Genomic DNA, 25,958 nt, shown 5'->3' on the forward strand with positions numbered 1-25,958 from the left:
AAGTATTTCTATTAATTCAATAATATGGCGGACTAAGTTCGTCACCTTTTCACTCACTTCATAAATTGTAGATGAAAAAAAAGGCCGCCTAAGCAACCTTTCTATATATTGTTCAAACTAATCGAAATTAAGCGATTACTTTAGAAACAACACCAGCACCAACAGTACGGCCACCTTCACGGATAGCGAAGCGTAGACCTTCTTCCATTGCGATTGGGTTGATTAGCTCAACAACAAACTTAAGGTTGTCACCAGGCATAACCATTTCAACACCTTCTGGAAGCTCTACAGAACCAGTGATGTCAGTTGTACGGAAGTAGAACTGTGGACGGTAACCTTTAAAGAAAGGAGTGTGACGACCACCCTCTTCTTTAGAAAGTACGTATACTTCAGATTCAAACTTAGTATGTGGAGTGATTGAACCAGGCTTAGCTAGTACTTGACCACGTTCAACGTCTTCACGTTTAGTACCACGTAGAAGTGCACCAATGTTCTCACCAGCACGACCTTCGTCAAGTAGTTTACGGAACATTTCAACACCAGTACAAGTAGTCGTTTGAGTATCACGGATACCAATAATTTCTACTGAATCACCAATGTTAACGATACCTTGCTCAACACGACCAGTTACAACAGTACCACGACCAGATATTGAGAAAACGTCTTCGATAGGCATAATGAAAGGCTTATCGATAGCACGTTCTGGATCAGGGATGTATGAATCTAGCGCTTCAGCTAGTTCAAGAATCTTAGCTTCATATTCAGCTTCGCCTTCAAGCGCTTTAAGAGCTGAACCTTGGATAACTGGTAGGTCATCACCAGGGAAGTCATATTCAGAAAGAAGTTCACGAACTTCCATTTCTACTAGTTCAAGTAGTTCTTCATCATCAACCATATCACATTTGTTCATGAATACGATGATGTAAGGAACGCCAACCTGACGAGAAAGTAGGATGTGCTCACGTGTTTGTGGCATAGGACCATCAGTTGCAGCAACAACTAAGATAGCGCCGTCCATTTGAGCAGCGCCCGTGATCATATTTTTAATATAATCCGCATGGCCTGGGCAATCCACGTGTGCATAATGACGTTTTTCTGTATCATACTCTACGTGTGAAGTATTGATCGTGATACCACGTTCTCTTTCTTCAGGAGCATTGTCGATTGATGCGAAATCTTGAGCTTCACCACCGTATACTTTTGCAAGTACACTTGTGATTGCAGCTGTTAGAGTTGTTTTACCATGATCAACGTGACCAATTGTACCTACGTTTACGTGGGTTTTATTACGTACAAATTTTTCTTTAGACACGACGTGTACCTTCTAATTATCAGTTAAGCCTCTATCTTATGATAAAGACTACCAAAGTTAAACTTTATTTCGCTTCAATAATTTTGTCAGCGATGTGTTTAGGTGCTTCATTGTATTCAAGGAATTCCATTGAATACGAAGCGCGGCCCTGTGTAGCTGAACGTAGTGCAGTTGCATAACCGAACATTTCAGACAACGGAACCTTAGCATGAATGATTTTAAGACCTGAGTGGCCATCATCCATACCTTCGATCATGCCGCGACGACGGCTTACGTCACCAACAACATCACCCATCCACCCCTCAGGAGTGGTAATTTCGACTTTCATCATTGGCTCAAGCAAGGCTGGATTTGCATCCAATGCGCCCTGTCTGCAACCAAAAGAACCCGCGACCTTGAATGCCATTTCATTGGAATCAACATCGTGAAATGAACCACCGTAGAGTGTAACACGAACATCCATGATAGGATATCCAGCTAACACGCCCTGATCCATCTGTTCTTTACAACCTTTTTCTACCGCTGGGATGAATTCGCTAGGAACCTCACCATCAACGATTTCATTCACAAATTCAAAACCAGCGCCCGCTTCAAGCGGTTCCAGTCTCAGTAAAACATGACCATATTGACCACGACCACCTAACTCGCGAATGAATTTACCTTCTGCTTCAACTGAATCACGAATTGATTCGCGATATGCAACCTGAGGCTTACCAACGTTGCATTCAACGTTAAACTCACGACGCATACGCTCAACAATAATGTCCAGGTGAAGTTCACCCATACCAGATATCAGTGTTTGCGCTGACTCTTTGTCAGTTTCAACATGGAATGATGGATCTTCTGCCGCTAATTTACTTAGCGCGATAGCCATCTTATCTTGGTCGGCTACTGTTTTAGGCTCTACAGCAATTTGGATAACCGGTTCCGGAAAATCCATACGCTCAAGAATTACTTTATGATTAATATCACAAAGCGTATCACCCGTAGTGACATCCTTAAGACCAATTGCCGCAGCGATATCGCCGGCACGTATTTCTTTCAATTCTTGACGATCATTAGCATGCATTTGCACAATACGACCTAAACGTTCACGCTTCTGCTTCACAGAATTATAAACGCCATCGCCCGCATTGACCACTCCCGAATACACCCGTAGGAACGTAAGCGTACCTACAAATGGATCGGTCGCGATCTTAAAGGCTAGTGCAGCAAAGGGTGCGTCATCACTTGATAAACAAGTAATTTCGTTACCATTATCATCAATACCAATGATATCTTTCACTTCCGTTGGGCTAGGAAGAAATTCAACCACTGCGTCAAGTACCGCTTGTACGCCTTTATTTTTAAAGGCAGAACCACAAGTCGCCACTACGATCTCGTTGTTCAGCGTACGTTGACGTAAACCAGCTTTAATTTCTCCTTCAGATAATTCACCTTCTTCAAGGTATTTATCCATCAGCTCATCGTTAGCTTCGGCGGCAGCCTCAACCAATTCTTCATGTAATTCTTCTGCACGCTCAAGCAGATCAGCAGGAATATCGCCATAACTAAATGACATACCTTGATCTGCTTCATTCCAGCTAATTGATTTCATTTTAATTAAATCAATTACGCCTTCAAACTCTTCTTCCGCACCAATGTTTAACTGGATAGGAACACAAGTCGCGCCCAGACGATTACGAATTTGGTCAATGACAGCTTCAAAATCAGCACCGGTACGATCCATCTTATTAACGAATACAATACGTGGTACTTGATATTTATCAGCTTGACGCCAAACCGTTTCAGATTGTGGTTCAACACCTGATGCTCCACAAAACACAACAATTGCGCCATCAAGGACTCGCAAAGAACGTTCTACTTCAATCGTGAAGTCAACGTGTCCTGGCGTATCAATGATGTTGATACGGTGCTGCTTAAATTGCGCATCCATACCGTTCCACATTGCTGTTGTCGCAGCAGAAGTAATGGTAATACCACGCTCCTGCTCCTGTTCCATCCAATCCATAGTGGCTGCGCCATCATGAACTTCACCCATCTTATGTGAAAGACCAGTATAGAACAGAATTCGTTCTGTAGTTGTAGTTTTACCCGCATCAACGTGAGCACAAATACCAATGTTTCGGTAGAGCTCGATCGGAGTTGTACGTGCCACAATAAATCCCTTACTAGGAAACCTAGACAGAAAGTAATTGACGCAGATTTAAAATCTGCGTCCAAAAATTACCAGCGATAGTGAGCAAATGCTTTATTCGCGTCAGCCATACGGTGAACGTCTTCACGTTTCTTAACCGCAGAACCTTTGTTTTCAGCAGCGTCGAATAGCTCTCCAGCTAGACGAGCAGCCATTGATTTTTCACCACGTTTACGTGCTGCTTCAACTAACCAACGCATAGCTAGTGCATTACGACGAGAAGGACGAACTTCTACAGGCACTTGGTAAGTTGAACCACCAACACGGCGAGATTTAACCTCAACCGATGGACGAACGTTATCTAGAGCCATTTCGAAAAGCTCTAGGTGTGTTTTATCTTCACTTTTAGTAGAGATAGTTTCTAGCGCACCATATACAATCGCTTCTGAAGTAGATTTTTTACCGTCTACCATTACGATGTTGATGAATTTTGCTAGGATTTCTGATCCGAATTTTGGATCTGCTAAAATTTCTCTTTTAGCTACGACGCGACGTCTTGGCATCTCTTATTCCTCGTTGTGCTTCAGGTATTACCCAAAACTAATAAATAGTTAACAGTTTGCTTGGCCTTACTAAACGAAGAATTATTAATTCTTAGGACGTTTAGTACCGTATTTAGAACGTCCCTGACGACGATCACTAACACCAGCTGTATCTAACGCACCACGAACTGTATGGTAACGAACACCCGGTAAATCTTTAACACGACCACCACGGATTAGGATCACGCTGTGCTCTTGAAGGTTATGGCCTTCACCACCGATGTATGAAGTAACTTCATAACCGTTAGTTAGACGAACACGAGCTACTTTACGTAGAGCCGAGTTAGGTTTTTTAGGAGTAGTAGTGTATACGCGAGTACAAACACCACGACGTTGTGGACAAGCTTCAAGAGCAGGAACGTTAGTTTTTGTAACGTTTCTTACGCGAGGCTTGCGTACTAATTGGTTAGTAGTTGCCATTTAAAATAGCTCCGTTGAGTTTTTTACGTGTGAAAAATCATCCCTAATATAGGGACGCAGAATTTTAGTCATTGCGCCTTTAGCTGTCAAGCATAAGAACAGTATTATTGAAAATAAATTAGTTTATTTGCCAATAAATCATCAATAAACCGCTTTTACAACGCTACTAGATAAAAACTTACTCGTAGTTTATAGGGTCACAATGAAAATTCGTACAGATCAGGCTTATTTAATTCCAAGTCTGAATTTGTAAATACGACACAGTAAGGTTAACAAACTCTAGGTAGCTAACCTGCTGACCTAAAATACATTTTAGCCCTCTTGCGTCCAGATCTTCAGTCAAAGTGTAAACACTTATCTTTGGTTGGAGATCTTGAAGTATTTTAGCATATTTATGCTGTGATGCCGTAATGACGACAGCATCTTGAATAAAGAGCAGCGCATCGCCATCGTTGAGATAGGCGAGACTGTCAATAAATGTGTTTCGTGAGAACGGTGACGATTTAATAATATGAAGCATAGTGTTATCTCCAATCAAAAATTCAAAATAATAGCATGCTGACGAATACGCTGATTAATTTCAGGCTGCGCTAAACGTTCGACGTCTATAATCAAATTTATATCGCTAATACCACGCTCTAATAGCGAGTCTGCGCACACATAAATATTTTCAATATCATATAGCTCAAACATAGCAAATGTAGGCGCAAAATCACGACAAGCGATACCCTGAGGCTTTTGTTTACTCACTAATTGATAAACACCATCACCAATAAAAAAGACGCTTAAATCTTCAGTAAGCGCCGAAGTAGCTAGAATGGCATCTTGAGTTTCTCTCGCGATGCTGCTGCCATGCGGAACTTGACGAGTAACAAATGCGGCTCTCAACATATATTTGACCAAATAAGAATAGTTAAAACTGGATCACCCGATCAGCAGTCACAATTGATTCTGCTAATTGACCAAGTCCTGTTAATTGAAATGGTAATTCAAGATTAAAGCTACGCTTGCCGGCTTTATCGGCTTCGCGTTGATCAATCACACCACGCCTTAACGCTGCACCTGAACATATATCTAAATCAATTTTGTGTTCACGTGCTAACACTAACCAGGCCTGATAAAGATCGAACTCATCAACGGCCGGAGAAGTCAGTGTCGAACCATTAAGCACACCATCATTATAAAAAAATACACGCTGAATAGTATGACCGAGTTCAATCGCAGATTTAACGTAATGATAGGCGCTTAAAGCGTCTTGACTACCATATGCAGGCCCAGTAACAAGTACTGCAATAGTGACAGATTTAGACATAGGTAGACCTAATTAAAGAGTGTATGCGATAGCTTCAACTTCAACTAATACGTTTTTCGGTAAACGAGCAACCTCAACACATGAACGTGCCGGCGCATTTTCAGGGAAATAACGTGCATATACTTCATTAAAAGCAACAAAATCATTCATATCACTTAAGAAACATGTGGTTTTAATTACTGTATCTGCACTGGCATTTGCCGCTTTTAATACCGCCATTAGATTTTCCATTACAAGTTCGGCTTGTTCTTTAACGCCGCCTTCAATGATTTCCATCGTTTCTGGTACTAATGGGATCTGTCCTGAAGTAAAAACCATATTACCAAGTTGATTAGCTTGTGAGTACGGACCAATAGCAGCAGGTGCATTCGTTGTCGAAATGATTTTTTTACTCATTGTAATTCCCATAAATTATTAATGCTCTCATAATCAGAGCGAGTATATTGCAATAACTACAGCCATTATATTTAATAATACGCGTAATAAGCAAACGTAGAGCAATAAATAGTTTAAACTTTATAGAATTATTTACATAAATTAATTTGATTAGTGCTTTCTGTGTAATTTATTTTAAGTTAAAATCGCCCATTGTGTTTAGTGAATGAGAAAGTTAAGACATGCTCAATGCAAAGAACAGTTCCTCCCTCACTCTCATCATTCAAACTAGTAAGACCTCATCACAATTAATATGAGACTTTTTTTAGACATTCTGATAATCAGGGCACAAAAATGGCAAATCCGTTATTTAGAAAACATATAGTATCTATCAATGATATCTCACGTAATGAGCTAGAACTTATTGTTAAAACTGCGGCAAAACTAAAAAATCAGCCGCAGCCCGAACTGTTAAAAAACAAAGTAATTGCGAGCTGTTTCTTTGAAGCATCAACACGCACACGATTATCATTCGAAACGGCTATCCAACGATTAGGGGGGACAGTTATTGGCTTCGATAATGCGAGTAACACCTCACTGGCTAAAAAAGGCGAAACACTTGCAGATTCTATCAGTGTAATTTCAAGCTACGTTGATGCATTTGTCATGCGCCACCCTCAAGAAGGGGCAGCAAGGCTAGCATCAGAATTCTCTAATGTGCCCGTTATTAACGGTGGTGATGGTTCTAATCAACACCCAACGCAAACATTACTTGATCTGTTTTCAATTTATGAAACACAAGGCCGCTTAGATAACTTAAATATCGCATTGGTGGGTGATCTTAAATACGGCCGAACAGTGCACTCTTTAGCACAAGCCCTTGCTAAGTTCAGTGGCTGTAAATTCTATTTCATTGCACCAGATGCGTTAGCAATGCCTGACTATATCTGTGATGAGCTTGATGAACACAATGTCAGCTATGCCTGTTATAATTCGATTGAAGAAGTCGTGCCTGAAATCGACATATTGTACATGACTCGCGTACAAAAAGAACGTTTTGATGAAACCGAATATCAACACATGAAAGCTGGGTTTATTTTATCTGCCAGTTCATTAAAACATGCGAAAGATAATTTAAAAGTACTTCATCCATTACCACGCGTTGATGAGATCGCTATCGATGTGGATAAAACGCCATACGCTTATTACTTTCAGCAAGCTGAAAATGGCGTTTATGCACGTGAAGCATTACTCGCACTGGTATTAAATGAAACAATCGAAGGATAAGATAATGAAAAGCAATCATATGCAAGTAGAGGCCATCTGTAATGGCTATGTTATCGATCACATTCCATCAGGACAAGGTGTTAAGATCCTAAGACTATTCAGTCTTACGGACACTAAGCAGCGTGTTACGGTTGGTTTCAACCTGCCCAGTCATAATGGTACAACCAAAGACTTAATTAAAGTTGAAAACACTGAAATAACCAAGTCACAAGCGAACCAACTAGCACTGCTAGCACCAAATGCAACAATTAATATAATTGAAAATTTTAAGGTGACCGATAAGCATTCGTTAGCATTGCCAAAAGAAGTTGAAAATGTATTTCCATGCCCAAATTCAAATTGTATTACGCATGGAGAACCCGTTACTTCATCTTTTACCATTAAAATGATCAAAGGTAATATCGGTCTAAAATGTAAGTATTGTGAAAAAACATTCTCAAAAGAAATTGTAACTGCACAAGTTTAGTTCCACTGAACTCAGAGCTGCTTATCATTCATGCAGCTCTGCCATGCTATCTCAGAGCCTTATTTTTTCTACGTTAAAACACGCTTCTAATTCCGCGTTAATTTCTGCAAAGCCTTTTTTTCTTAATAATTCAATATTACGCTCAGGGATCTCTTCTGGATTTGGGAATACTCTTAATACACGTGCCATCTCATCTTCGCGAATAATATGAAGAATAGGATAAGGGGAGCGGTTAGTAAAGTTAGCAGCATCTTGCATTGTCGTATCATCAAAACGATATTTAGGATGCATATGAGCTAATTGATAAACACCTTCGTAGTCCTGCATTTCCAATAAATCGTTCGAATAATCGATTAAATCGAGAAAAGCATCAAAGTTGCCACTGAGTTTTGGCACAACAACTAGTGTGGTCGCAATATCTTTATTTGTATCCAAACGAATAAGTTCAGCATTCACGTGTTCTAATAACTCAGTTAAATCAGTCCCATCAAGTACTGTACAATGAATTTTTTTTCGTTCTAATTCTTTTTTCGCAAAAGGACAAATATTATACTTAACAATGATCTCTTTCACCCACTTTAAAGTCTGTAATTTAATTATCTCGTGGTTATCAGTCATACTCGGTTCCTAAACATACAAATTAACGAGTTAACCACAGAATACAGTGATTAGATTCAATAGTGAAAAGATATTAGATAAATTTTAGCTTAATTATTAATAATTTTCAGATGCCAAAAAGCCGATATCAATGATATCGGCTTTTTTTGTTCAAGACTTAGTCTTAAATCTAATGTGACGTTTGGCGATGTCCTACTCTCACATGGGGAGACCCCACACTACCATCGGCGTTATTACGTTTCACTTCTGAGTTCGGGATGGGATCAGGTGGGTCCGTAACACTATGGTCACCAAACAAATTCTTCGAGTCTTACGAATCATCTGCTCTTATTCAAGACTGAGTCTCGAATTTAATTTGGCGCTTGGCAATGCCCTACTCTCACATGGGGAGACCCCACACTACCATCGGCGTTATTACGTTTCACTTCTGAGTTCGGGATGGGATCAGGTGGGGCCGCAACACTATGGTCACCAAGCAAATCTGGTTTGCTTTCTATAAGAAAATTAATTTCTATTGTTAATCTGAAAAGCTATAAATAAAGAAGTCTTTAAACCCTATCTTGCGATAAATAGTCGTGTTCAATCGTATTCTTAAGTCATATTTCAATTAATCATACTTTAATTTGTATGGTTAAGCCTCACGGGTAATTAGTACAAGTTAGCTCAATGCCTCACAGCACTTACACACCTTGCCTATCAACGTTGTAGTCTCCAACGGCCCTTCAGGGAGCTTAAAGCTCCAGTGAGAACTCATCTCGAGGCCTGCTTCCCGCTTAGATGCTTTCAGCGGTTATCAGTTCCGAACTTAGCTACCGGGCAATGCCATTGGCATGACAACCCGAACACCAGTGGTTCGTCCACTCCGGTCCTCTCGTACTAGGAGCAGCTCCTCTCAATTCTCAAACGCCCACGGCAGATAGGGACCGAACTGTCTCACGACGTTCTAAACCCAGCTCGCGTACCACTTTAAATGGCGAACAGCCATACCCTTGGGACCAACTTCAGCCCCAGGATGTGATGAGCCGACATCGAGGTGCCAAACACCGCCGTCGATATGAACTCTTGGGCGGTATCAGCCTGTTATCCCCGGAGTACCTTTTATCCGTTGAGCGATGGCCCTTCCATTCAGAACCACCGGATCACTAAGACCTACTTTCGTACCTGCTCGACGTGTCTGTCTCGCAGTTAAGCTGGCTTATGCCTTTGCACTAACCACATGATGTCCAACCATGTTTAGCCAACCTTCGTGCTCCTCCGTTACTCTTTGGGAGGAGACCGCCCCAGTCAAACTACCCACCAGACACTGTCCGCAACCCCGATAAGGGGCCTACGTTAGAACATCAAACGTACAAGGGTGGTATTTCAAGGTTGACTCCACATCATCTAGCGACAATGCTTCAAAGTCTCCCACCTATCCTACACATGTAGGTTCAATGTTCAGTGCCAAGCTATAGTAAAGGTTCACGGGGTCTTTCCGTCTAGCCGCGGGTACACTGCATCTTAACAGCGATTTCAATTTCACTGAGTCTCGGGTGGAGACAGCGTGGCCATCATTACGCCATTCGTGCAGGTCGGAACTTACCCGACAAGGAATTTCGCTACCTTAGGACCGTTATAGTTACGGCCGCCGTTTACCGGGGCTTCGATCATGAGCTTCGACCTAAGTCTAACCCAATCAATTAACCTTCCGGCACCGGGCAGGCGTCACACCGTATACGTCATCTTGCGATTTTGCACAGTGCTGTGTTTTTAATAAACAGTTGCAGCCACCATTTCTCTGCGACCAACAATAGCTTACGGAGCAAGTCCTTCACCATCATTGGCGTACCTTCTCCCGAAGTTACGGTACCATTTTGCCTAGTTCCTTCACCCGAGTTCTCTCAAGCGCCTTAGTATTCTCTACCTAACCACCTGTGTCGGTTTGGGGTACGATTCTCTTATATCTGAAGCTTAGAGGTTTTTCCTGGAAGCCGGGTATCAACTACTTCATCTCCGTAGAGACTCGTCATCAGTCCTCAGCCTTAAGTGCGCCCGGATTTACCTAAGCACACAGCCTACAACCTTAAACATGGACAACCATCGCCATGCTAGCCTAACCTTCTCCGTCACCCCATCGCAATATAAGTGAGTACAGGAATATTAACCTGTTTTCCATCGACTACGCCTTTCGGCCTCGCCTTAGGAGTCGACTCACCCTGCCCCGATTAACGTTGGACAGGAACCCTTGGTCTTTCGGCGTGGAGGTTTTTCACCCCCATTATCGTTACTCATGTCAACATTCGCACTTCTGATACCTCCAGCAAGCTTCTCAACTCACCTTCGACGGCTTACAGAACGCTCCTCTACCATGCAAAGAACACGTCTTTGCATCCGTAGCTTCGGTGGTATGTTTAGCCCCGTTAAATCTTCCGCGCAGACCGACTCGACCAGTGAGCTATTACGCTTTCTTTAAAAGATGGCTGCTTCTAAGCCAACTTCCTGGCTGTCTGAGCCTTTCCACATCGTTTCCCACTTAACATACACTTTGGGACCTTAGCTGACGGTCTGGGTTGTTTCCCTTTCCACGACGGACGTTAGCACCCGCCGTGTGTCTCCCGCGATTGAACTTATTGGTATTCGGAGTTTGCAAAGGGTTGGTAAGTCGGGATGACCCCCTAGCCTTAACAGTGCTCTACCCCCAATAGTTAGACGCGAGGCGCTACCTAAATAGCTTTCGAGGAGAACCAGCTATCTCCCGGTTTGATTGGCCTTTCACCCCCAGCCACAAGTCATCCGCTAATTTTTCAACATTAGTCGGTTCGGTCCTCCAGTTGATGTTACTCAACCTTCAACCTGCCCATGGCTAGATCACCGGGTTTCGGGTCTAATCCCAGCAACTATTCGCGCAGTTAACACTCGGTTTCCCTACGGCTCCGCTATTCGCTTAACCTTGCTACTGAAATTAAGTCGTTGACCCATTATACAAAAGGTACGCAGTCACCCAACAAAGTAGGCTCCCACTGCTTGTACGTATACGGTTTCAGGTTCTATTTCACTCCCCTCACAGGGGTTCTTTTCGCCTTTCCCTCACGGTACTGGTTCACTATCGGTCAGTCAGTAGTATTTAGCCTTGGAAGATGGTCCTCCCATATTCAAACAGCATATCACGTGTGCCGTCCTACTCGATTTCACAATAAGGTCGTTTTCATGTACGGGACTATCACCCTGTATCGTGGCACTTTCCAGAGCCTTCCATTAACTTCCAAACTGCTTAAGGGCTAGACCCCGTTCGCTCGCCGCTACTAAGGGTATCTCTATTGATTTCTTTTCCTCGGGGTACTTAGATGTTTCAGTTCTCCCGGTTCGCTTCGTAACGCTATGTATTCACGTTACGATACCTTACAAAGTAAGGTGGGTTCCCCCATTCGGACATCTGTGGATCAATGCTTTTTATCAACTCCCCACAGCTTAACGCAGATTAACACGTCCTTCATCGCCTCTGACTGCCTAGGCATCCACCGTATACGCTTAGTCACTTAACCATACAATCTAAAGTCGACCGTACAATTGAAATAACTAGGTATTATCTAGTTTTTTTCGCCTCAAGAATACTCAAGAACACTCTATTGTTATTGCCAAAGCAATAACGTGTTTTAAGAACTTCTTTATTTATTCAGCTTTCCAAATTTTTAAAGAGCAATTTGCTAAAAAGCAAAGATAAACATTGTATTGTTTATCTTTGCTTTCTCGCGTCTTACGATGAGTAAGACATACTTTTCAACTTTCTATTCAAGCAATTTGTGTGGGCACTTACAAAAATTAACAACTTTACGTAAGGAGGTGATCCAGCCCCAGGTTCCCCTAGGGCTACCTTGTTACGACTTCACCCCAGTCATGAACCACACCGTGGTCATCGCCCTCCCGAAGGTTAAGCTAATGACTTCTGGTGCAGCCCACTCCCATGGTGTGACGGGCGGTGTGTACAAGGCCCGGGAACGTATTCACCGTGACATTCTGATTCACGATTACTAGCGATTCCGACTTCATGGGGTCGAGTTGCAGACCCCAATCCGGACTACGACGCACTTTGTGGGATTCGCTTACCATTGCTGGTTTGCAGCCCTTTGTATGCGCCATTGTAGCACGTGTGTAGCCCTACTCGTAAGGGCCATGATGACTTGACGTCGTCCCCACCTTCCTCCGGTTTATCACCGGCAGTCTCCTTAGAGTTCCCACCATTACGTGCTGGCAAATAAGGATAAGGGTTGCGCTCGTTGCGGGACTTAACCCAACATTTCACAACACGAGCTGACGACAGCCATGCAGCACCTGTCTCATAGTTCCCGAAGGCACCAATCCATCTCTGGAAAGTTCTATGGATGTCAAGAGTAGGTAAGGTTCTTCGCGTTGCATCGAATTAAACCACATGCTCCACCGCTTGTGCGGGCCCCCGTCAATTCATTTGAGTTTTAACCTTGCGGCCGTACTCCCCAGGCGGTCTACTTAATGCGTTAGCTTAAGAGCCCAGTTCTCAAGGAACCAAACTCCGAGTAGACATCGTTTACGGCGTGGACTACCGGGGTATCTAATCCCGTTTGCTACCCACGCTTTCGCATCTGAGCGTCAGTTACTTGCCAGGTGGCCGCCTTCGCCACTGGTATTCCTTCAGATCTCTACGCATTTCACCGCTACACCTGAAATTCTACCACCCTCTCAAGAACTCTAGTTTGCCAGTTCGAAATGCAGTTCCCAGGTTGAGCCCGGGGCTTTCACATCTCGCTTAACAAACCGCCTGCATGCGCTTTACGCCCAGTAATTCCGATTAACGCTCGCACCCTCCGTATTACCGCGGCTGCTGGCACGGAGTTAGCCGGTGCTTCTTCTGCGAGTAACGTCACAGTGATAACGTATTAAGTCACCACCTTTCCTCCTCGCTGAAAGTACTTTACAACCCTAAGGCCTTCTTCATACACGCGGTATGGCTGCATCAGAGTTTCCTCCATTGTGCAATATTCCCCACTGCTGCCTCCCGTAGGAGTCTGGACCGTGTCTCAGTTCCAGTGTGGCTGATCATCCTCTCAGACCAGCTAGGGATCGTCGCCTTGGTGAGCTCTTACCTCACCAACAAGCTAATCCCACTTGGGCTCATCTAGTCGCGAGAGCTTTCAAGAAGAGGCCCCCTTTCACCCGTAGGTCGTATGCGGTATTAGCAGTCGTTTCCAACTGTTGTCCCCCTCGACTAGGCAGATTCCCAAGCATTACTCACCCGTCCGCCGCTCGACGCCAGAATAGCAAGCTATTCTTCGTTTCCGCTCGACTTGCATGTGTTAAGCCTACCGCCAGCGTTCAATCTGAGCCATGATCAAACTCTTCAATTAAAAGTTTTTGACTAATTGCCTAAGCAATTAAGTCGGCTCAATGAATTCTGTACTTCAACAATAAAACCGAAGTTCTATTGTTTATAAAACTATAAATCTTTCGATTTAAGTTTATGTTCACAATTACATTGATATAATATTTGGTCATTATATCTCTGCAAGTGCTCACACAGATTGCTTGAATAAATTGTTAAAGAGCATTGACCTTGACGCCTTGCGTCGTAGTCAGGCTGCGTATTCTACGCAAACCAGATTTGAAGTCAAGCACATATTCATGCTTTATTCAGGACGTTTAAAAAGTAACCGAAGTTGCTTTTCAACACCTTACTGAACGACATTTGCCGTGTCAGTGAGGTCGCATTATAGAGATCTACTTCGACATGGCAAGCGTTTATTGATGGAAAGTAAAACAGCCTCGACAACTGCTCATAGAACAATCAAAAGCCTGCATCAACGACCTGTTTGCTCAATAAATAACATTCAAACTAAGCGTACAATAGCCATCCCCCACTATATCTATTATTTTAGAGGTTACATTTTTAGCTCATAGTGAAATTATCATGTCTTTACCTATCGAATATACACGTTTGAACCTGCTCGCATTAGCTAAAACTAAACGTCAACGACAATACAAAGCACAATGGCTGATTATACGTCAGGGAGAGCTCAACATTCGGTTAGGTAAAACCCTGTTCACGCTAAACCAATCACAATCAATCTGGTTACCACATGACTGCCTATATGCCATTGAATCAATCACCGCAAGTCAAATTGACATCCTCGCGTTTTCTGCTCGCGTTACCGCGTCATTACCTACAACATTATGCCAATTCACGACGCCGTCATTACTACCTGTATTAATTGATGAACTAATGACTACCGATAAAACCACCACTTCGGCTCAACATTTATTGCAAGTATGCTTAGATCAAGTGCATAAATTAACAGAGCATCATTAAGCTGATATTCTTTTATGGGTAAAATTGCGTATAATTAATTTTTCCATTATTTAAAGCAATTATGTTTATTTTTAAATGCGAAGGTTTAAATCAAGAACAAGCAACAATTCAAGTTGCGTCGTTACTATGGACAGAATCAGGCGAAGTTACCTTTAAGGCCAATGATGATAGCTTTGCTTGCTTACTACTCAACCAATGCAAAAGTGACAGTGGTGGTTTTTTCAACCTGCTCGCAGGTTGTAAACCGCTATTCATAGAGCAGTGGTTAGAATATTTAGAAGAAAAACAATTAATAAAGAAAGTGTCATTACAGCAAGTCGACTATAAAGAAGCTGACTATCCAGTAAAATTGGGCTTGGATGATGAAAGTGCCAGCACATTACTCGATATGTTATACAAAGTTGGTAACTTTAATCGCTTACAAATTTCTCGCTATTTAAAAAACAGAAACAACATTACTTATTTATCAACTAAATATGACAAAGCAGATTTACAACGTTATCTACAGCTTGGTCGAGCGATTAACTTTATTCTCAAGCTGAAAAAATGATGGTTAAGCGATACCAATAAAAGTGACATCACGACGTTAAAATTAGGAACAATTTTTCATGCGAAGGATAATCTACTTCATTTTGGCTGTTAACCTATCAGGGTGTAGTATCTTTACCCCGCCAGCAGCGATCGTGACTGATCGGATAATGACACCAGCGCAATGGAGTACGGTCCATCTTCATACTGATATTAAAACAACATGGCAAGGTATCGCTGCTTATCCTCAATTAACCGAATACATCCAAGAAGCCCTTGCCTATAATCCCCAGTTGACCTCTGAACGCTATAATATCGATATTGCCGTCGCCTTAGTAAAACAAACCGCAGCCGGACAATACCCTCAAATTGATGCTTACCTTGGCAGTGGACGTCAACGTAATAACCAAAATATAACCAATAGCGGTTCAGTTAATATCGATACGGGGTGGGAAATTGATTATCTTGGCAAACTAAACGATCTCGCCAAGGCGGCTACACTGGATGCTAAACAAGCTATCCTTAACTATAAGCAACAGCAATCAAATACCATCGCCCTTATCAGCCAACAATGGTTTGATCTTATCTTCTACCAGCAACAGCTCAAATTGATTAACAAACGCCTGCAAAACTTACAGCAAAATTTAGCCATTATTGAAAATGGCTACGACCAAGGCCTAAAGCAATCCCTCGATGTCTATCTTGCCCGCGCCGATCTCGCTCGAGCACAAGCAGCTAAACAAGAAAATTTAGAAGCACTCAAAAATACCCAACGGCAATTAGAGTTATCATTAGGACGTTACCCCGCCGCAAGTATTCACGCGAATGGTGATTTAACCTTTGCCGCAATACCGGTGCCATCTGGTTTACCGTCAGAGTTAATTCAGCGACGATTCGATATTCAACAAGTCATGTTGGCACTTAATGCTGAAAACTTCCGTGTAGCCCATGCTTATAAAAACAGGTTTCCCAGCTTATCACTTTCCTTATCAGGTGGCACAAGCAGCCCTGAGCTTAGCAACTTACTACAATCTAATAGCTTGGTATGGTCACTTTTTGCCAATGCATCGGCATCGCTCTTTGATGCAGGTGCATTAACCGCAAAACAAGCACAGCAAACCGCGAAGACTCAACAAGCCGCAATATCTGTAACACGGGTTACTTTGCAAGCCTTTAGTGAAGTTGAAACCGCACTTGCGGCAGAAGTCACGCTCGCAAATAGAGAATTACAGCAACAGAATGCTGAATACTATTTTAATATCGCCGAGCAACTCGCATTTGAACAATATATTGCCGGGTTAACGGATTATATCACCGTGTTGGAATCGCAGCGTAGCGCCTTTGATGCGCAAACCTCCTTGCTTGCAATTAAAACTACCCGTATTCAAAATCGCATCAAGTTATTACTCGCGCTGGGCGGAGATATTCCCACCTCACTGACGGTTAACACAGACAAGGACCTATCACGTGTCAACGAATAAGCCATTAACCAAATTTGAAACACTACTTCGCTATGTGCTGCCACTGCTGGTGTTATTAATAACGGTATTCATCATCCGAGTGATCATGTCAACGAGCCCAACCACCGAAAAAAGACAGCAAGCGGCGGATGAGCCATTAACCGTCGAAGTTCTCATCTTAGAACAACGCGACTTTCCGGTGATAATCAAGACTAATGGGATCATTCAGCCACGTAGTCAAGCCAGTATTGCCAGCCAGGTATCAGGCACCATTACCCAGGTTTCACCCGCATTTACCTCTGGAGGATTTTTCAATGCCGGTGATACGCTACTCACTGTTGATAATCGTGATTATATTATTGCGGTTAAAATTGCATCCGCGGCATTAATTGAAGTTAAATTAACACTGACAGAAGAGCAAGCAAAAAGTAAACAAGCACAGCGAGATTGGCAACGCCTTGGCCGTGAAGGCAAAGCTAACGCGCTGGTATTAAGAAAACCCCAATTAGCATCCGCACATGCGTCTTTCGCCTCTGCACAAGCGCAACTAGAACAAGCACAACTCAATCTACAAAGAACTCAGATCCTTGCGCCTTATGCGGGCCGAGTACTAACCAAAAATGTTGGTATTGGTCAGTTTGTCACCATAGGGTCTGCACTAGCAGATATTTACGCCACAGATCAGGTTGAAATTCGTTTACCACTCAATAGCCAACAACAACATTATGTCCAGCTGCCAGAACCATTTAAACCGCACAGTCGTACGTATTACCCGCCAGTTAATATCATCGCTCAATTCGGCAATCAACGTTATAGCTGGTCAGGTAAGCTCACCCGAACAGAAGGTGCTTTAGATGCGAAAAGTCATCAACTTTATGCCGTAGCAACCATCGAAAATCCTTACGGTCGTGATAACAGTAATAAACCCGCATTAAAAATTGGCCAATTTGTTAGCGCAGAAATAGCAGGTAAGGTCCTCAACAATATATTTGTGCTGCCAACAGCCAGTGTCTATGAAGGCGATCAAGTGATTATATTTAAGGACGGTTTACTCCATCGTAAAAATATTAACGTCATCTGGCGTGATAGCCGCAACACGATTGTCGACGTAGGAATTCATGCCGGGGAATTATTAGTGACAACACCTTTAAGCGCAGTGGTCTCCGGTAGTAAAGCACAGCTAATTACCACGCGAAATAACGCAGATAAAGGTAATTAATCGATGCATAATTTAATTGCTTGGTTCACCCGTAATCACGTGGCCGCTAATTTACTCATGATATTAATTCTTGGCGCCGGATTTTTCACCCTTAAATACCGCGTTAATGTAGAAGTATTTCCTGATGTCACCATAGATGTGATTAATATTAGCATCGCCCTGCCCGGTGCAAGCCCTGAAGAGGCAGAAGAAAGTTTAGCCATTCCAATTGAAGAAGCCATTCTCGATATTGAAGGCATTGATAAAATAACCTCACGCTCAACGGAAGGCAGTTCAACGATCAGTGTTGAAGTGGGTGCAAAATATGATCCATATCGACTAAAAGATGAAATTAAAAATCGGATTGATGCCCTAAACACTTTACCTGCGAACGCAGAAAAACCCATTATTAGCCAACCAACATCAAGCCGAGAAGTGATCAGCGTGATAATTTCTGGCGAGTTAACAGAAAAAGAATTACGTTTACTTGGTGAACAAACCCGAGAGCGACTGCTAAATGAAACCAACATCACCCAAGTCACTCTTGAATCGGTTCGCCCTTATGAAATATCCATCGAAGTGTCTGAACAAACCTTACGTCAATACAACCTCACCATGGATGAAATAGCCGCAGCAATTAATGCCAATTCAGTTGACTTAAGTGGCGGTAGTATTAAAACCCCTTCAGGTGAGATCTTATTACGCAGTAAAGGCCAAGCTTACGTTGGCAGTGAATACGCCAACATCATGATCCGCAGTCATACTGATGGTACACGGCTTATACTAAAGGATATAGCCACCATAAAAGATGGCTTTGAAGAAACCCCAATCATTACGCGCTTTAATGGTAAACCCGCAGTGATCATTGAAGTTTATCGCGTGGGCGCACAAAGTGCCATCACCATCGCCGATACAGTCAAAGCGTTTATTGTTGAACAACAAGCATTAATGCCCGACGGGGTGAAACTGGATTACTGGCGTGATGATTCCAAAATCATAAAATCACGTATTAATACCCTAAGTACCAGTGCGATCCAAGGTGGTATCTTAGTTGCCATCATGCTCACGTTATTTTTGCGCCCCGCCATCGCATTTTGGGTAACCGTCGGTATTCCAGTCAGCTTTATGGGCGGCGCTATATTCATGCCAGAACTGGACATCTCCATCAACATCATTTCATTATTCGCTTTTATTATGGTGCTGGGTATTTTAGTGGATGATGCCATTGTCAGTGGTGAAAATGTCTATACGCATCTAAAGCGCGGCGAACCGCCAGAAAGAGCGGCAATCATAGGTATACAAGAAGTCTCAACCCCCGTTACCTTCGGTATTTTAACCACCATAGTTGCTTTTATCCCACTGACTTTAATTGAAGGTGCGCGGGGCGATATTTTTGCGCAAATACCCGCCATTGTGATACCGGTATTATTGTTCTCGTTAATCGAATCAAAACTCATTTTACCTGCGCATTTAAAACATATCCGTATGCAGGGCAGTAATCAAAACCGTTTCTTACGCTGGCAAGAACGTTTTGCAAATAACTTTGAACAAGCCATTATTCGCTATTATCGACCGGCATTATCAGCCGTATTAGCACGTCGTTATTTATCATTAACCGTGGCTTTTTCGGTCATGCTCATTGTCTTAACCTTGGTCACATCGGGTTGGGTACGTTTTATCTTTTTTCCACGGATCCCCAGTGAAATAGCCCGCGGAGTTATCGTCATGCCGACCGGAACGGATATTGCGGTCACCGATAAATACGTGCAAAAAATGTTGGACTCGGCATTATTACTACAGAAAAAATATACCGACACCAGCACCAATGAAAGCGTGATCAAAGATATCTTTGCCACCGTCGGATCAAGCGGTGGTAGTAGTGCAGGTCAATCGCACCTTGGTCGCGTTATATTCCAGGTTCAATCCGAAGAAGAACGGGTTATTGATATTAGTGTTGCCGCGCTAGTCAAAGAATGGCGCGCATTAATCGGCCATGTCCCCGGCGCCCAAAGTCTGACATTTAAAGCTGAAACAGGTCACAGCGGTTCACCTTTAAACATCCAACTCACCGCTCACCGTTATGACTCGTTACGCACCGTGGCGGATAAGATCAAAAATAAACTGACTGAATACCCATCGGTCTTTGATATTGAGGACAGTATTTCCAAAGGTAAAACAGAATTACAGCTGGCCATAAAGCCAGAAGCGGAAGCATTGGGATTAAGTTTATCGGATCTAGCCCAACAAGTAAGGCAAGCTTTTTATGGTGAACAAGTACAACGGATACAACGCGGTAAAGATGACGTAAAAGTATTTATTCGTTATCCAAAAAATGAACGGCAGTCTATTTATAACTTAAATAACATGATGATCAGAACCCCTGCGGGTGACGAGATCCCCTTTCTTGAGGTAGCAGACATAACCGTCAGTACCAGTCCATCAGTCATTATTCGTATTGATCGACAACGCACACTTAATATCACCGCTGACTTAAATAAAGAAACCGGTAACCTCGGCATATTAAAACAAGACTTAACCGATTATTTAGATCAACTCATGCAGCTGTATCCAGACGTCAGTTACTCGCTCGAGGGAGAGGCTAAAGAACAAGATGAATCTTTCTCTAGTTTAAAACTCGGGTTGGTTTTTGTGTTATTTGCGATTTACGCTTTACTTGCGATCCCATTTCGCTCTTATACTCAACCATTAATCGTCATGTCAGTGATACCATTCGGCGCTATTGGCGCTATCTTAGGTCACATCATCATGGGCAATCCTCTCACCTTAATGAGTGTACTTGGCATGCTGGCATTGACCGGTGTGGTAGTGAATGATTCCTTGGTATTAGTGGACTATATTAATAAACAACGCGCTGACGGCGTGCCACTGACTGAGGCGGTAAACAACGCTGGTGTCGCACGTTTTAGAGCCGTAATGTTAACCTCGATCACCACGTTTGTTGGCTTGATGCCACTGTTGCTTGAAACGAGTATTCAAGCTCAATTTCTTATTCCAATGGCAATATCATTAGGATTCGGCATTATATTTGCGACCGTGATAACCTTATTTATCGTGCCCATTAATTATTTATTATTAGAAGATTTCGGGCGTTTGATCACATGGTTAAAGCACCTTTACCGCCGACGTCCTAATGACACAAGCAGCAAAGTGTAAAAACTAAAGACTGAAAAAAATAGCACCAAGTGTTAACATTAATTCTATTGACGACAATATAAATAACACAAGGAAGTGGTGTTCTATGAATAAATTATTTGCATTTATCATGCTAAGTACTGGGTTATACGGATGTCAGTCCACACAAAACTACAACTACCAACCCACTAAATTAGATAATATTACTATCGTACGTTATCAAAAAATGGCCTATAACTATCCACACCTTAAATTTGATCGCTACAATTCGATCTTAACGGTAACGTATCAACTACCGGCAACAAACTTGGTCTGGCAACAAAAACATATCGAGGAACAAACTAATCGCGCTTTATGTAAAGATAAAAATAATACAATTTATCGATTAGCGCATGAGGATAACATCGGCGTAAAATTTATTTATAAAGGCCAAGGCGGTAAAACCTTAGGCCCTTGGGCTGTTGATATTTGTGAACCAAGTTAGCATGAATTATGGGTGTCGTTAGATGCAACACCCATGATGATTATGCAACAGCAAGGCGTTTAATTGCCTGTAGTTGATTCACAGCATTTAATAATGCCGTCAGTGACGCGGTTAAAATATCATTGTGGATCGCGACGCCGATAACAGCTTCCGTCACGGTTTGAATTTGTACGTAAGCAATGGCATCTGCATCTGAGCCTTTACTTAATGCATGCTCACTAAAGTTAATCACTTCAAACTCAATATTAAAGTGCTGTTTTAATGCGGTGATAAAGGCGGTTAATGCACCCTGTCCTTCACCCATAACCCGAACACTGCTATCACCATCCACCAGTTGCGCCTGTATTTTATCAATATCACCATGATTAACGCTGTAATCCGCTAATTGATATAATTGTTCAGTGCGCGCATAGGTCGACTTAAATAGCTGCCATATTTGTGGAACCATTAATTCACTGGCCGTCGCTTCTGATTGCTGCTGAACCACGTCTGCAAATTCAACTTGTAACCAACGGGGTAACTGCACGCCATATTCTTGTTCAAGCAGAAAAGCAATACCGCCTTTACCCGACTGACTATTAACCCGAATAACATGTTTTAATGTTCGGTTTAAATCGGTAGGATCGATAGGGAGGTAAGCCACGTTCCAAGTACTATCAGGGACCCGACGATCTAAGCATTTCTTAATGGCATCCTGATGACTACCAGAAAAAGCGGTATACACTAATTCACCCACATAAGGATGACGAGGGTGAACAGGTAATTGGGTACATTCCGTAATAGTGCCAATAATATTATCAATGTCACCCAGGCGCAGTTCTGGGTCTATACCTTGACTGTAAAGATTCATCGCCATGGTAATAATATCCATATTACCGGTACGCTCTCCATTGCCAAGTAAAGTACCTTCGACACGGTCAGCTCCCGCCATCACGGCCAGTTCAGCCGCCGCAACAGCACAACCGCGATCGTTATGAGTATGCACACTGACGGTAATAGCGTTTCTATTTTGCACATGTTCACAAAACCATTCGACCTGGTCTGCAAACACATTCGGCGTCGACATTTCGACTGTCGCGGGTAAATTAATGATGACCGGATTGTTCTGCGTTGGCTGCCAAACCGCATTGACCGCATCACAAATATCAACGGCAAAATCCAGTTCTGTACCCGAGAAGCTTTCAGGAGAATATTCAAACTGCCAGCGGGGACCTGGATTCGCATCGGCATGCAGTTTCACCCACGTGGCACCCTGAACTGCAATATCAATAATACCTTGCCGATCTTTTTGAAAAACAAGCTCACGCTGTACCGTCGACGTTGAATTATAAACATGAATAATCGCCTGTTTAACGCCTTTTAACGCCGCGAAAGTTTTTTCGATAAGGCTTTCTCGCGCTTGGGTTAATACTTGAATAGTCACATCATCGGGGATCATATTTTCTTCAATTAACCAGCGGACAAAGTCAAAATCCATTTTCGATGCAGCAGGAAAACCAACTTCGATTTGTTTAAAACCCATCGCTAATAATAGTTGATAATAGCGGCGCTTTTGCGCAACCGTCATCGGGTCAACAAGGGCTTGGTTACCATCGCGTAAATCAACACTGCACCATTGCGGCGCCTGGGTAATACGGTTGTTTGGCCATTGTCGATTAGGCATGTTTAGAACAGGAAAAGCTTGGTATTTACGGTGGTTAAATGTCGTCATAATCAGATCCTTTTACGTAGTTACAGTCACATCATCAATGATGAATTAGCGATCATCGCGCGTGGTCAAACCAGCAACTAAGCACCACTCTCAAGGCTTAGTTACTGTTTCCAAGTCGCATACGTAATAAAGATTTAATTTGCTTATCAACCATCATCAACACCAAACATTTATTTACCCAAAATTCATCATTAAAGTATACGTAAAAACATGCAGATAATGATTGTTTTATTGAGATGAATAACGTGATACATGGCAACATATTACTAACATATAATAAATTTAAGCTATATATCACTAATTTTAGTTTTAATGGTGCAATTTAACATTGATATTCTATTGTTTACAGCTCGAAAATGAGACTATCGCATAAAGCCTCCTCCAGCTTCTGCCAAGGTAACTCAATCATACTAATGATCTCGATTTTACTCGCGTCCAACTCACTGATCGGCATGAAATCACATTCACCATTCACACTATTAATCGCAAAACAGCCTTGTTCCGTTTTAATTACCGCTTTCAAACGCACCACCTCTAAAGGTTCTAACAATGTCGCCAGTGCCATTAAATTAAATACCTGTTGCTGATTGAAAACCCAGCCATAACTAAATAAACCCTGTCCGTCACCATGATTGCGTTCAAAACGCGGATCACTATCGAGTGCTAACGGCTTTTTTTCATGCTGGTTATGTGCGTGACTGTGTTTTAGATGAGCAGATAAATGCTGTGATCGGCGTTGATGATCAAGTGGCAACGCGAGGGTATCAATTGAAATTTCACCGTGATGCGTCCACAGTACTGATTGTTTAGCGGGTGATAGTTGTGCCGCAAAGTCCATGAAACGGTGCTTATCTTCACTCTCTAATTGTTCCGTTTTATTCGCGACAAGCACATCGGCCAAGCTTATTTGATCTTGAAAATGGTTATTATCTACGTATTTCGCGTCATTGAGGTGCGCGGGATCAACTAAGCAGATCGTGGCGTTAAGCGCTAAAACATCACAGTAAAACTCACCCGATAGATCTTTAATCACTTGCTGTAAATGCCCAAGCCCTGTTGGCTCAATCAAGATACGATCAGGCTTTGCCTTACTGATTAACATATTCAATCCCATTTTCATGGGTAATCCGGCCACACAACAAAGACAACCACCGGGTATTTCTTTAACAATAATACGCTCTGTTTGATCGGTTAACGAGTCACTAAACGCGGACAATAAAGAGCCATCAATACCAACTTGACCAAATTCATTGACTAAAATACCCCAAGTTTCATCCGCTGGTTTTTGCTTAAGTAGCTGTTGGATTGCGGTGGTTTTACCAACGCCAAGAAAACCGGTAATAATATTGGTCGGTATTTTATCTGCTTGTTTCGACATGATATTTCCTATGCGTGATCACGGTTATTACACAATAACCCAACGATTAATCAATCAGTTCGTCATCATTCCAATCGTCATCATCGTAGTTACCACTTGCCAACGCAGCTTGTTCAATCACTTGTGCATAAGCAACAATAAAATCAGGCATCATCTCTAATACAGTATGTGTAAATGCTTCCCACTCAGTTTGTTGCAACTCGGCAATCTGTTGCGCAGTACCAGCACTCGAAAAATAACTCAAGCACAGATATGCCATCTGTAATGCTTGGCTCATTTCACTCTCATCGGCTAATGCATTAACGAGACTTTCATAATAAAAAGCAGCACCAATCGCAAAACCAATCGACCAATCATTTAATACTTCACCCGAGTTAAAATTATCTGCAAAGTTTACACACTCGATGCATTCAGCAGGTAATTTGGCACCGGTGTCATATACTTGCTCACTGATTTCGTTATAAACAGAAATAATTGCAAATAGCTTATCGTCGGATATATTACTTGGCGCAGCACCACCAAAGATCATATCCATCCAATCTTCAGTTTCTACTGGCTCAGGCGCGGCAACTAAACCAAAGAAAAAACCTTTCATCGCAATGAGAGATAGCGTTTCTTTCGGTGTTTCGTCGCCAGATAACCAATCTGATAACAATGTTTCATCTTCACGTGATAATGCTGAATCAGTCATATAAACCTTTTATTTCACAAATATTTTGTCGTGTTATTTAGCGCCTAGTTTACTGGAAAGTCGGCAACAGTGATATTTATTCAATAGAAAGCTGATCTAAAATAGCGCACTCTGAAGAGTTATCGCCCTTACAAGAAGATGCTAATGATAATAGCGTACTGTGCATGCCTTGTAATATTGCAATGCGCGCTTCAATATCGATAATTTTTTCTAACGTTAATGCCTTTACCTGAGCCGCTGTACGCTTCTCATTTTTATAGAGATGTACCAATTCTTTACATTCTTCAAGATTAAACCCTGCATCCCGAGCACGTTTTACAAAGTTTAATTCGGTTATAATACGTTGATTATAATAACGATAGCCATTATCACCTCGTATTGGCTCAGAGGTTAAAGCAATACTTTCGTAATAACGGATCGTTTTTGTTGATAAACCAACTTCTTTTGCTACTGCACTAATATTTTTCATCATATCACCTGCTACTTTACGGTTTCAAGGCAATCAAGCCT

21 protein-coding genes and 4 rRNA genes are annotated in these 25,958 nt (G+C 42.3%); 8 read left to right on the forward strand and 17 right to left on the reverse strand.

Features of this window, described 5'->3' with window-relative positions; genetic code table 11:
* Positions 1-127: 127 nt before the first annotated feature.
* From tuf to MORIYA_RS12670, 8 genes are all read right to left on the reverse strand, one after another.
* Positions 128-1,312: an elongation factor Tu gene (gene tuf, locus MORIYA_RS12635; protein ID WP_112715686.1), complete on the reverse strand. Its 1,185-nt coding sequence runs from the start codon at positions 1,310-1,312 to the stop codon at positions 128-130.
* A gap of 64 nt (positions 1,313-1,376) precedes the next feature.
* Entirely contained in the window at positions 1,377-3,470 is a 2,094-nt protein-coding gene (gene fusA, locus MORIYA_RS12640) for an elongation factor G (RefSeq protein WP_112715688.1), read from the reverse strand.
* 68 nt (positions 3,471-3,538) lie between these two features.
* The gene (gene rpsG, locus MORIYA_RS12645) at positions 3,539-4,012 is read right to left on the reverse strand and encodes a 30S ribosomal protein S7 (RefSeq protein ID WP_006033661.1); all 474 of its coding nucleotides are present in this window, start codon (positions 4,010-4,012) and stop codon (positions 3,539-3,541) included.
* A gap of 84 nt (positions 4,013-4,096) precedes the next feature.
* Complete coding sequence (gene rpsL, locus MORIYA_RS12650) at positions 4,097-4,471, reverse strand: 30S ribosomal protein S12 (RefSeq protein ID WP_112715690.1); 375 nt, start codon at positions 4,469-4,471, stop codon at positions 4,097-4,099.
* Positions 4,472-4,700: 229 nt separating this feature from the next.
* Complete coding sequence (tusB, locus tag MORIYA_RS12655; protein ID WP_112715692.1) at positions 4,701-4,991, reverse strand: sulfurtransferase complex subunit TusB; 291 nt, start codon at positions 4,989-4,991, stop codon at positions 4,701-4,703.
* Positions 4,992-5,005: 14 nt separating this feature from the next.
* Complete coding sequence (gene tusC / locus MORIYA_RS12660) at positions 5,006-5,362, reverse strand: sulfurtransferase complex subunit TusC (RefSeq protein WP_112715694.1); 357 nt, start codon at positions 5,360-5,362, stop codon at positions 5,006-5,008.
* 22 nt (positions 5,363-5,384) lie between these two features.
* Positions 5,385-5,783 carry a sulfurtransferase complex subunit TusD gene (gene tusD, locus MORIYA_RS12665; protein WP_112715696.1) on the reverse strand — a complete coding sequence of 133 codons (399 nt, stop codon included), beginning with the start codon at positions 5,781-5,783 and terminating at the stop codon, positions 5,385-5,387.
* Positions 5,784-5,795: 12 nt separating this feature from the next.
* Positions 5,796-6,179, reverse strand: coding sequence for a RidA family protein (locus MORIYA_RS12670; RefSeq protein WP_112715698.1), 384 nt, complete (start codon positions 6,177-6,179; stop codon positions 5,796-5,798).
* Positions 6,180-6,512: 333 nt separating this feature from the next.
* On the opposite strand from MORIYA_RS12670, the gene pyrB reads away from it, so the two are divergent.
* Together pyrB and pyrI are read left to right on the forward strand one after the other, a co-directional pair.
* On the forward strand, positions 6,513-7,445 hold the full coding sequence (gene pyrB, locus MORIYA_RS12675) for an aspartate carbamoyltransferase (RefSeq protein ID WP_112715700.1): 933 nt from the start codon (positions 6,513-6,515) through the stop codon (positions 7,443-7,445).
* 4 nt (positions 7,446-7,449) lie between these two features.
* Positions 7,450-7,911: an aspartate carbamoyltransferase regulatory subunit gene (pyrI, locus tag MORIYA_RS12680; RefSeq protein ID WP_112715702.1), complete on the forward strand. Its 462-nt coding sequence runs from the start codon at positions 7,450-7,452 to the stop codon at positions 7,909-7,911.
* 51 nt (positions 7,912-7,962) lie between these two features.
* Here the strand turns inward: pyrI and MORIYA_RS12685 are convergent, their stop codons facing one another.
* The 5 genes from MORIYA_RS12685 to MORIYA_RS12705 form a co-directional block, all read right to left on the reverse strand.
* Positions 7,963-8,529, reverse strand: a complete 567-nt coding sequence (locus MORIYA_RS12685) for a DUF1415 domain-containing protein (RefSeq protein ID WP_112715704.1) — start codon at positions 8,527-8,529, stop codon at positions 7,963-7,965.
* A gap of 179 nt (positions 8,530-8,708) precedes the next feature.
* A 5S ribosomal RNA gene (gene rrf, locus MORIYA_RS12690) occupies positions 8,709-8,824 on the reverse strand.
* A 65-nt stretch (positions 8,825-8,889) separates the two neighbouring features.
* A 5S ribosomal RNA gene (gene rrf, locus MORIYA_RS12695) occupies positions 8,890-9,005 on the reverse strand.
* A 151-nt stretch (positions 9,006-9,156) separates the two neighbouring features.
* Positions 9,157-12,050 (reverse strand): 23S ribosomal RNA (locus MORIYA_RS12700).
* A gap of 291 nt (positions 12,051-12,341) precedes the next feature.
* A 16S ribosomal RNA gene (locus MORIYA_RS12705) occupies positions 12,342-13,886 on the reverse strand.
* The 16S, 23S and 5S rRNA genes sit together here, the layout of an rRNA operon.
* A 560-nt stretch (positions 13,887-14,446) precedes the next feature.
* On the opposite strand from MORIYA_RS12705, the gene MORIYA_RS12710 reads away from it, so the two are divergent.
* From MORIYA_RS12710 to MORIYA_RS12735, 6 genes are all read left to right on the forward strand, one after another.
* Positions 14,447-14,845, forward strand: coding sequence for a hypothetical protein (locus MORIYA_RS12710; protein WP_112715706.1), 399 nt, complete (start codon positions 14,447-14,449; stop codon positions 14,843-14,845).
* Positions 14,846-14,906: 61 nt separating this feature from the next.
* The gene (locus MORIYA_RS12715; RefSeq protein WP_112715708.1) at positions 14,907-15,395 is read left to right on the forward strand and encodes a hypothetical protein; all 489 of its coding nucleotides are present in this window, start codon (positions 14,907-14,909) and stop codon (positions 15,393-15,395) included.
* Between the two features lie 58 nt (positions 15,396-15,453).
* On the forward strand, positions 15,454-16,854 hold the full coding sequence (locus MORIYA_RS12720) for a TolC family protein (protein ID WP_112715710.1): 1,401 nt from the start codon (positions 15,454-15,456) through the stop codon (positions 16,852-16,854).
* Entirely contained in the window at positions 16,841-18,052 is a 1,212-nt protein-coding gene (locus tag MORIYA_RS12725; protein ID WP_112715712.1) for an efflux RND transporter periplasmic adaptor subunit, read from the forward strand. Before MORIYA_RS12720 ends, MORIYA_RS12725 begins: the two co-directional genes overlap by 14 nt.
* Before the next feature lie 3 nt (positions 18,053-18,055).
* A complete protein-coding gene (locus tag MORIYA_RS12730) occupies positions 18,056-21,205 on the forward strand; it encodes an efflux RND transporter permease subunit (protein ID WP_112715714.1) in 3,150 nt (1,049 codons plus the stop codon).
* Positions 21,206-21,290: 85 nt separating this feature from the next.
* Positions 21,291-21,668 (forward strand): hypothetical protein, encoded by a 378-nt coding sequence (locus tag MORIYA_RS12735; RefSeq protein ID WP_112715716.1) that lies wholly within the window; start codon positions 21,291-21,293, stop codon positions 21,666-21,668.
* Positions 21,669-21,708: 40 nt separating this feature from the next.
* On the opposite strand, the gene leuA is transcribed toward MORIYA_RS12735, so the two are convergent.
* The 4 genes from leuA to cueR all read right to left on the reverse strand — a co-directional run bounded on the left by leuA (position 21,709) and on the right by cueR (position 25,920).
* On the reverse strand, positions 21,709-23,379 hold the full coding sequence (leuA, locus tag MORIYA_RS12740) for a 2-isopropylmalate synthase (protein ID WP_112715718.1): 1,671 nt from the start codon (positions 23,377-23,379) through the stop codon (positions 21,709-21,711).
* A gap of 343 nt (positions 23,380-23,722) precedes the next feature.
* Entirely contained in the window at positions 23,723-24,757 is a 1,035-nt protein-coding gene (locus tag MORIYA_RS12745; RefSeq protein ID WP_112715720.1) for a CobW family GTP-binding protein, read from the reverse strand.
* 46 nt (positions 24,758-24,803) lie between these two features.
* The gene (locus tag MORIYA_RS12750; protein WP_112715722.1) at positions 24,804-25,448 is read right to left on the reverse strand and encodes a UPF0149 family protein; all 645 of its coding nucleotides are present in this window, start codon (positions 25,446-25,448) and stop codon (positions 24,804-24,806) included.
* Between the two features lie 76 nt (positions 25,449-25,524).
* Positions 25,525-25,920, reverse strand: a complete 396-nt coding sequence (gene cueR, locus MORIYA_RS12755; protein ID WP_232011624.1) for a Cu(I)-responsive transcriptional regulator — start codon at positions 25,918-25,920, stop codon at positions 25,525-25,527.
* Between the last annotated feature and the right edge of the window lie 38 nt (positions 25,921-25,958).

Origin of the sequence: Moritella yayanosii (genome assembly GCF_900465055.1) — a bacterium.
GTDB lineage: Bacteria > Pseudomonadota > Gammaproteobacteria > Enterobacterales > Moritellaceae > Moritella > Moritella yayanosii.

Bases quoted from the DNA above. Each gene is read 5' to 3' on its own strand.
- rpsG (WP_006033661.1), bottom strand. From the start codon at position 4,012: ATGCCAAGACGTCGCGTCGTAGCTAAAAGAGAAATTTTAGCAGATCCA.
- rpsL (WP_112715690.1), bottom strand. From the start codon at position 4,471: ATGGCAACTACTAACCAATTAGTACGCAAGCCTCGCGTAAGAAACGTT.
- tusB (WP_112715692.1), bottom strand. From the start codon at position 4,991: ATGCTTCATATTATTAAATCGTCACCGTTCTCACGAAACACATTTATT.
- tusC (WP_112715694.1), bottom strand. From the start codon at position 5,362: ATGTTGAGAGCCGCATTTGTTACTCGTCAAGTTCCGCATGGCAGCAGC.
- tusD (WP_112715696.1), bottom strand. From the start codon at position 5,783: ATGTCTAAATCTGTCACTATTGCAGTACTTGTTACTGGGCCTGCATAT.
- MORIYA_RS12670 (WP_112715698.1), bottom strand. From the start codon at position 6,179: ATGAGTAAAAAAATCATTTCGACAACGAATGCACCTGCTGCTATTGGT.
- pyrB (WP_112715700.1), top strand. From the start codon at position 6,513: ATGGCAAATCCGTTATTTAGAAAACATATAGTATCTATCAATGATATC.
- pyrI (WP_112715702.1), top strand. From the start codon at position 7,450: ATGAAAAGCAATCATATGCAAGTAGAGGCCATCTGTAATGGCTATGTT.
- MORIYA_RS12685 (WP_112715704.1), bottom strand. From the start codon at position 8,529: ATGACTGATAACCACGAGATAATTAAATTACAGACTTTAAAGTGGGTG.
- MORIYA_RS12710 (WP_112715706.1), top strand. From the start codon at position 14,447: ATGTCTTTACCTATCGAATATACACGTTTGAACCTGCTCGCATTAGCT.
- MORIYA_RS12715 (WP_112715708.1), top strand. From the start codon at position 14,907: ATGTTTATTTTTAAATGCGAAGGTTTAAATCAAGAACAAGCAACAATT.
- MORIYA_RS12720 (WP_112715710.1), top strand. From the start codon at position 15,454: ATGCGAAGGATAATCTACTTCATTTTGGCTGTTAACCTATCAGGGTGT.
- MORIYA_RS12730 (WP_112715714.1), top strand. From the start codon at position 18,056: ATGCATAATTTAATTGCTTGGTTCACCCGTAATCACGTGGCCGCTAAT.
- MORIYA_RS12735 (WP_112715716.1), top strand. From the start codon at position 21,291: ATGAATAAATTATTTGCATTTATCATGCTAAGTACTGGGTTATACGGA.
- leuA (WP_112715718.1), bottom strand. From the start codon at position 23,379: ATGACGACATTTAACCACCGTAAATACCAAGCTTTTCCTGTTCTAAAC.
- MORIYA_RS12745 (WP_112715720.1), bottom strand. From the start codon at position 24,757: ATGTCGAAACAAGCAGATAAAATACCGACCAATATTATTACCGGTTTT.
- MORIYA_RS12750 (WP_112715722.1), bottom strand. From the start codon at position 25,448: ATGACTGATTCAGCATTATCACGTGAAGATGAAACATTGTTATCAGAT.
- cueR (WP_232011624.1), bottom strand. From the start codon at position 25,920: ATGATGAAAAATATTAGTGCAGTAGCAAAAGAAGTTGGTTTATCAACA.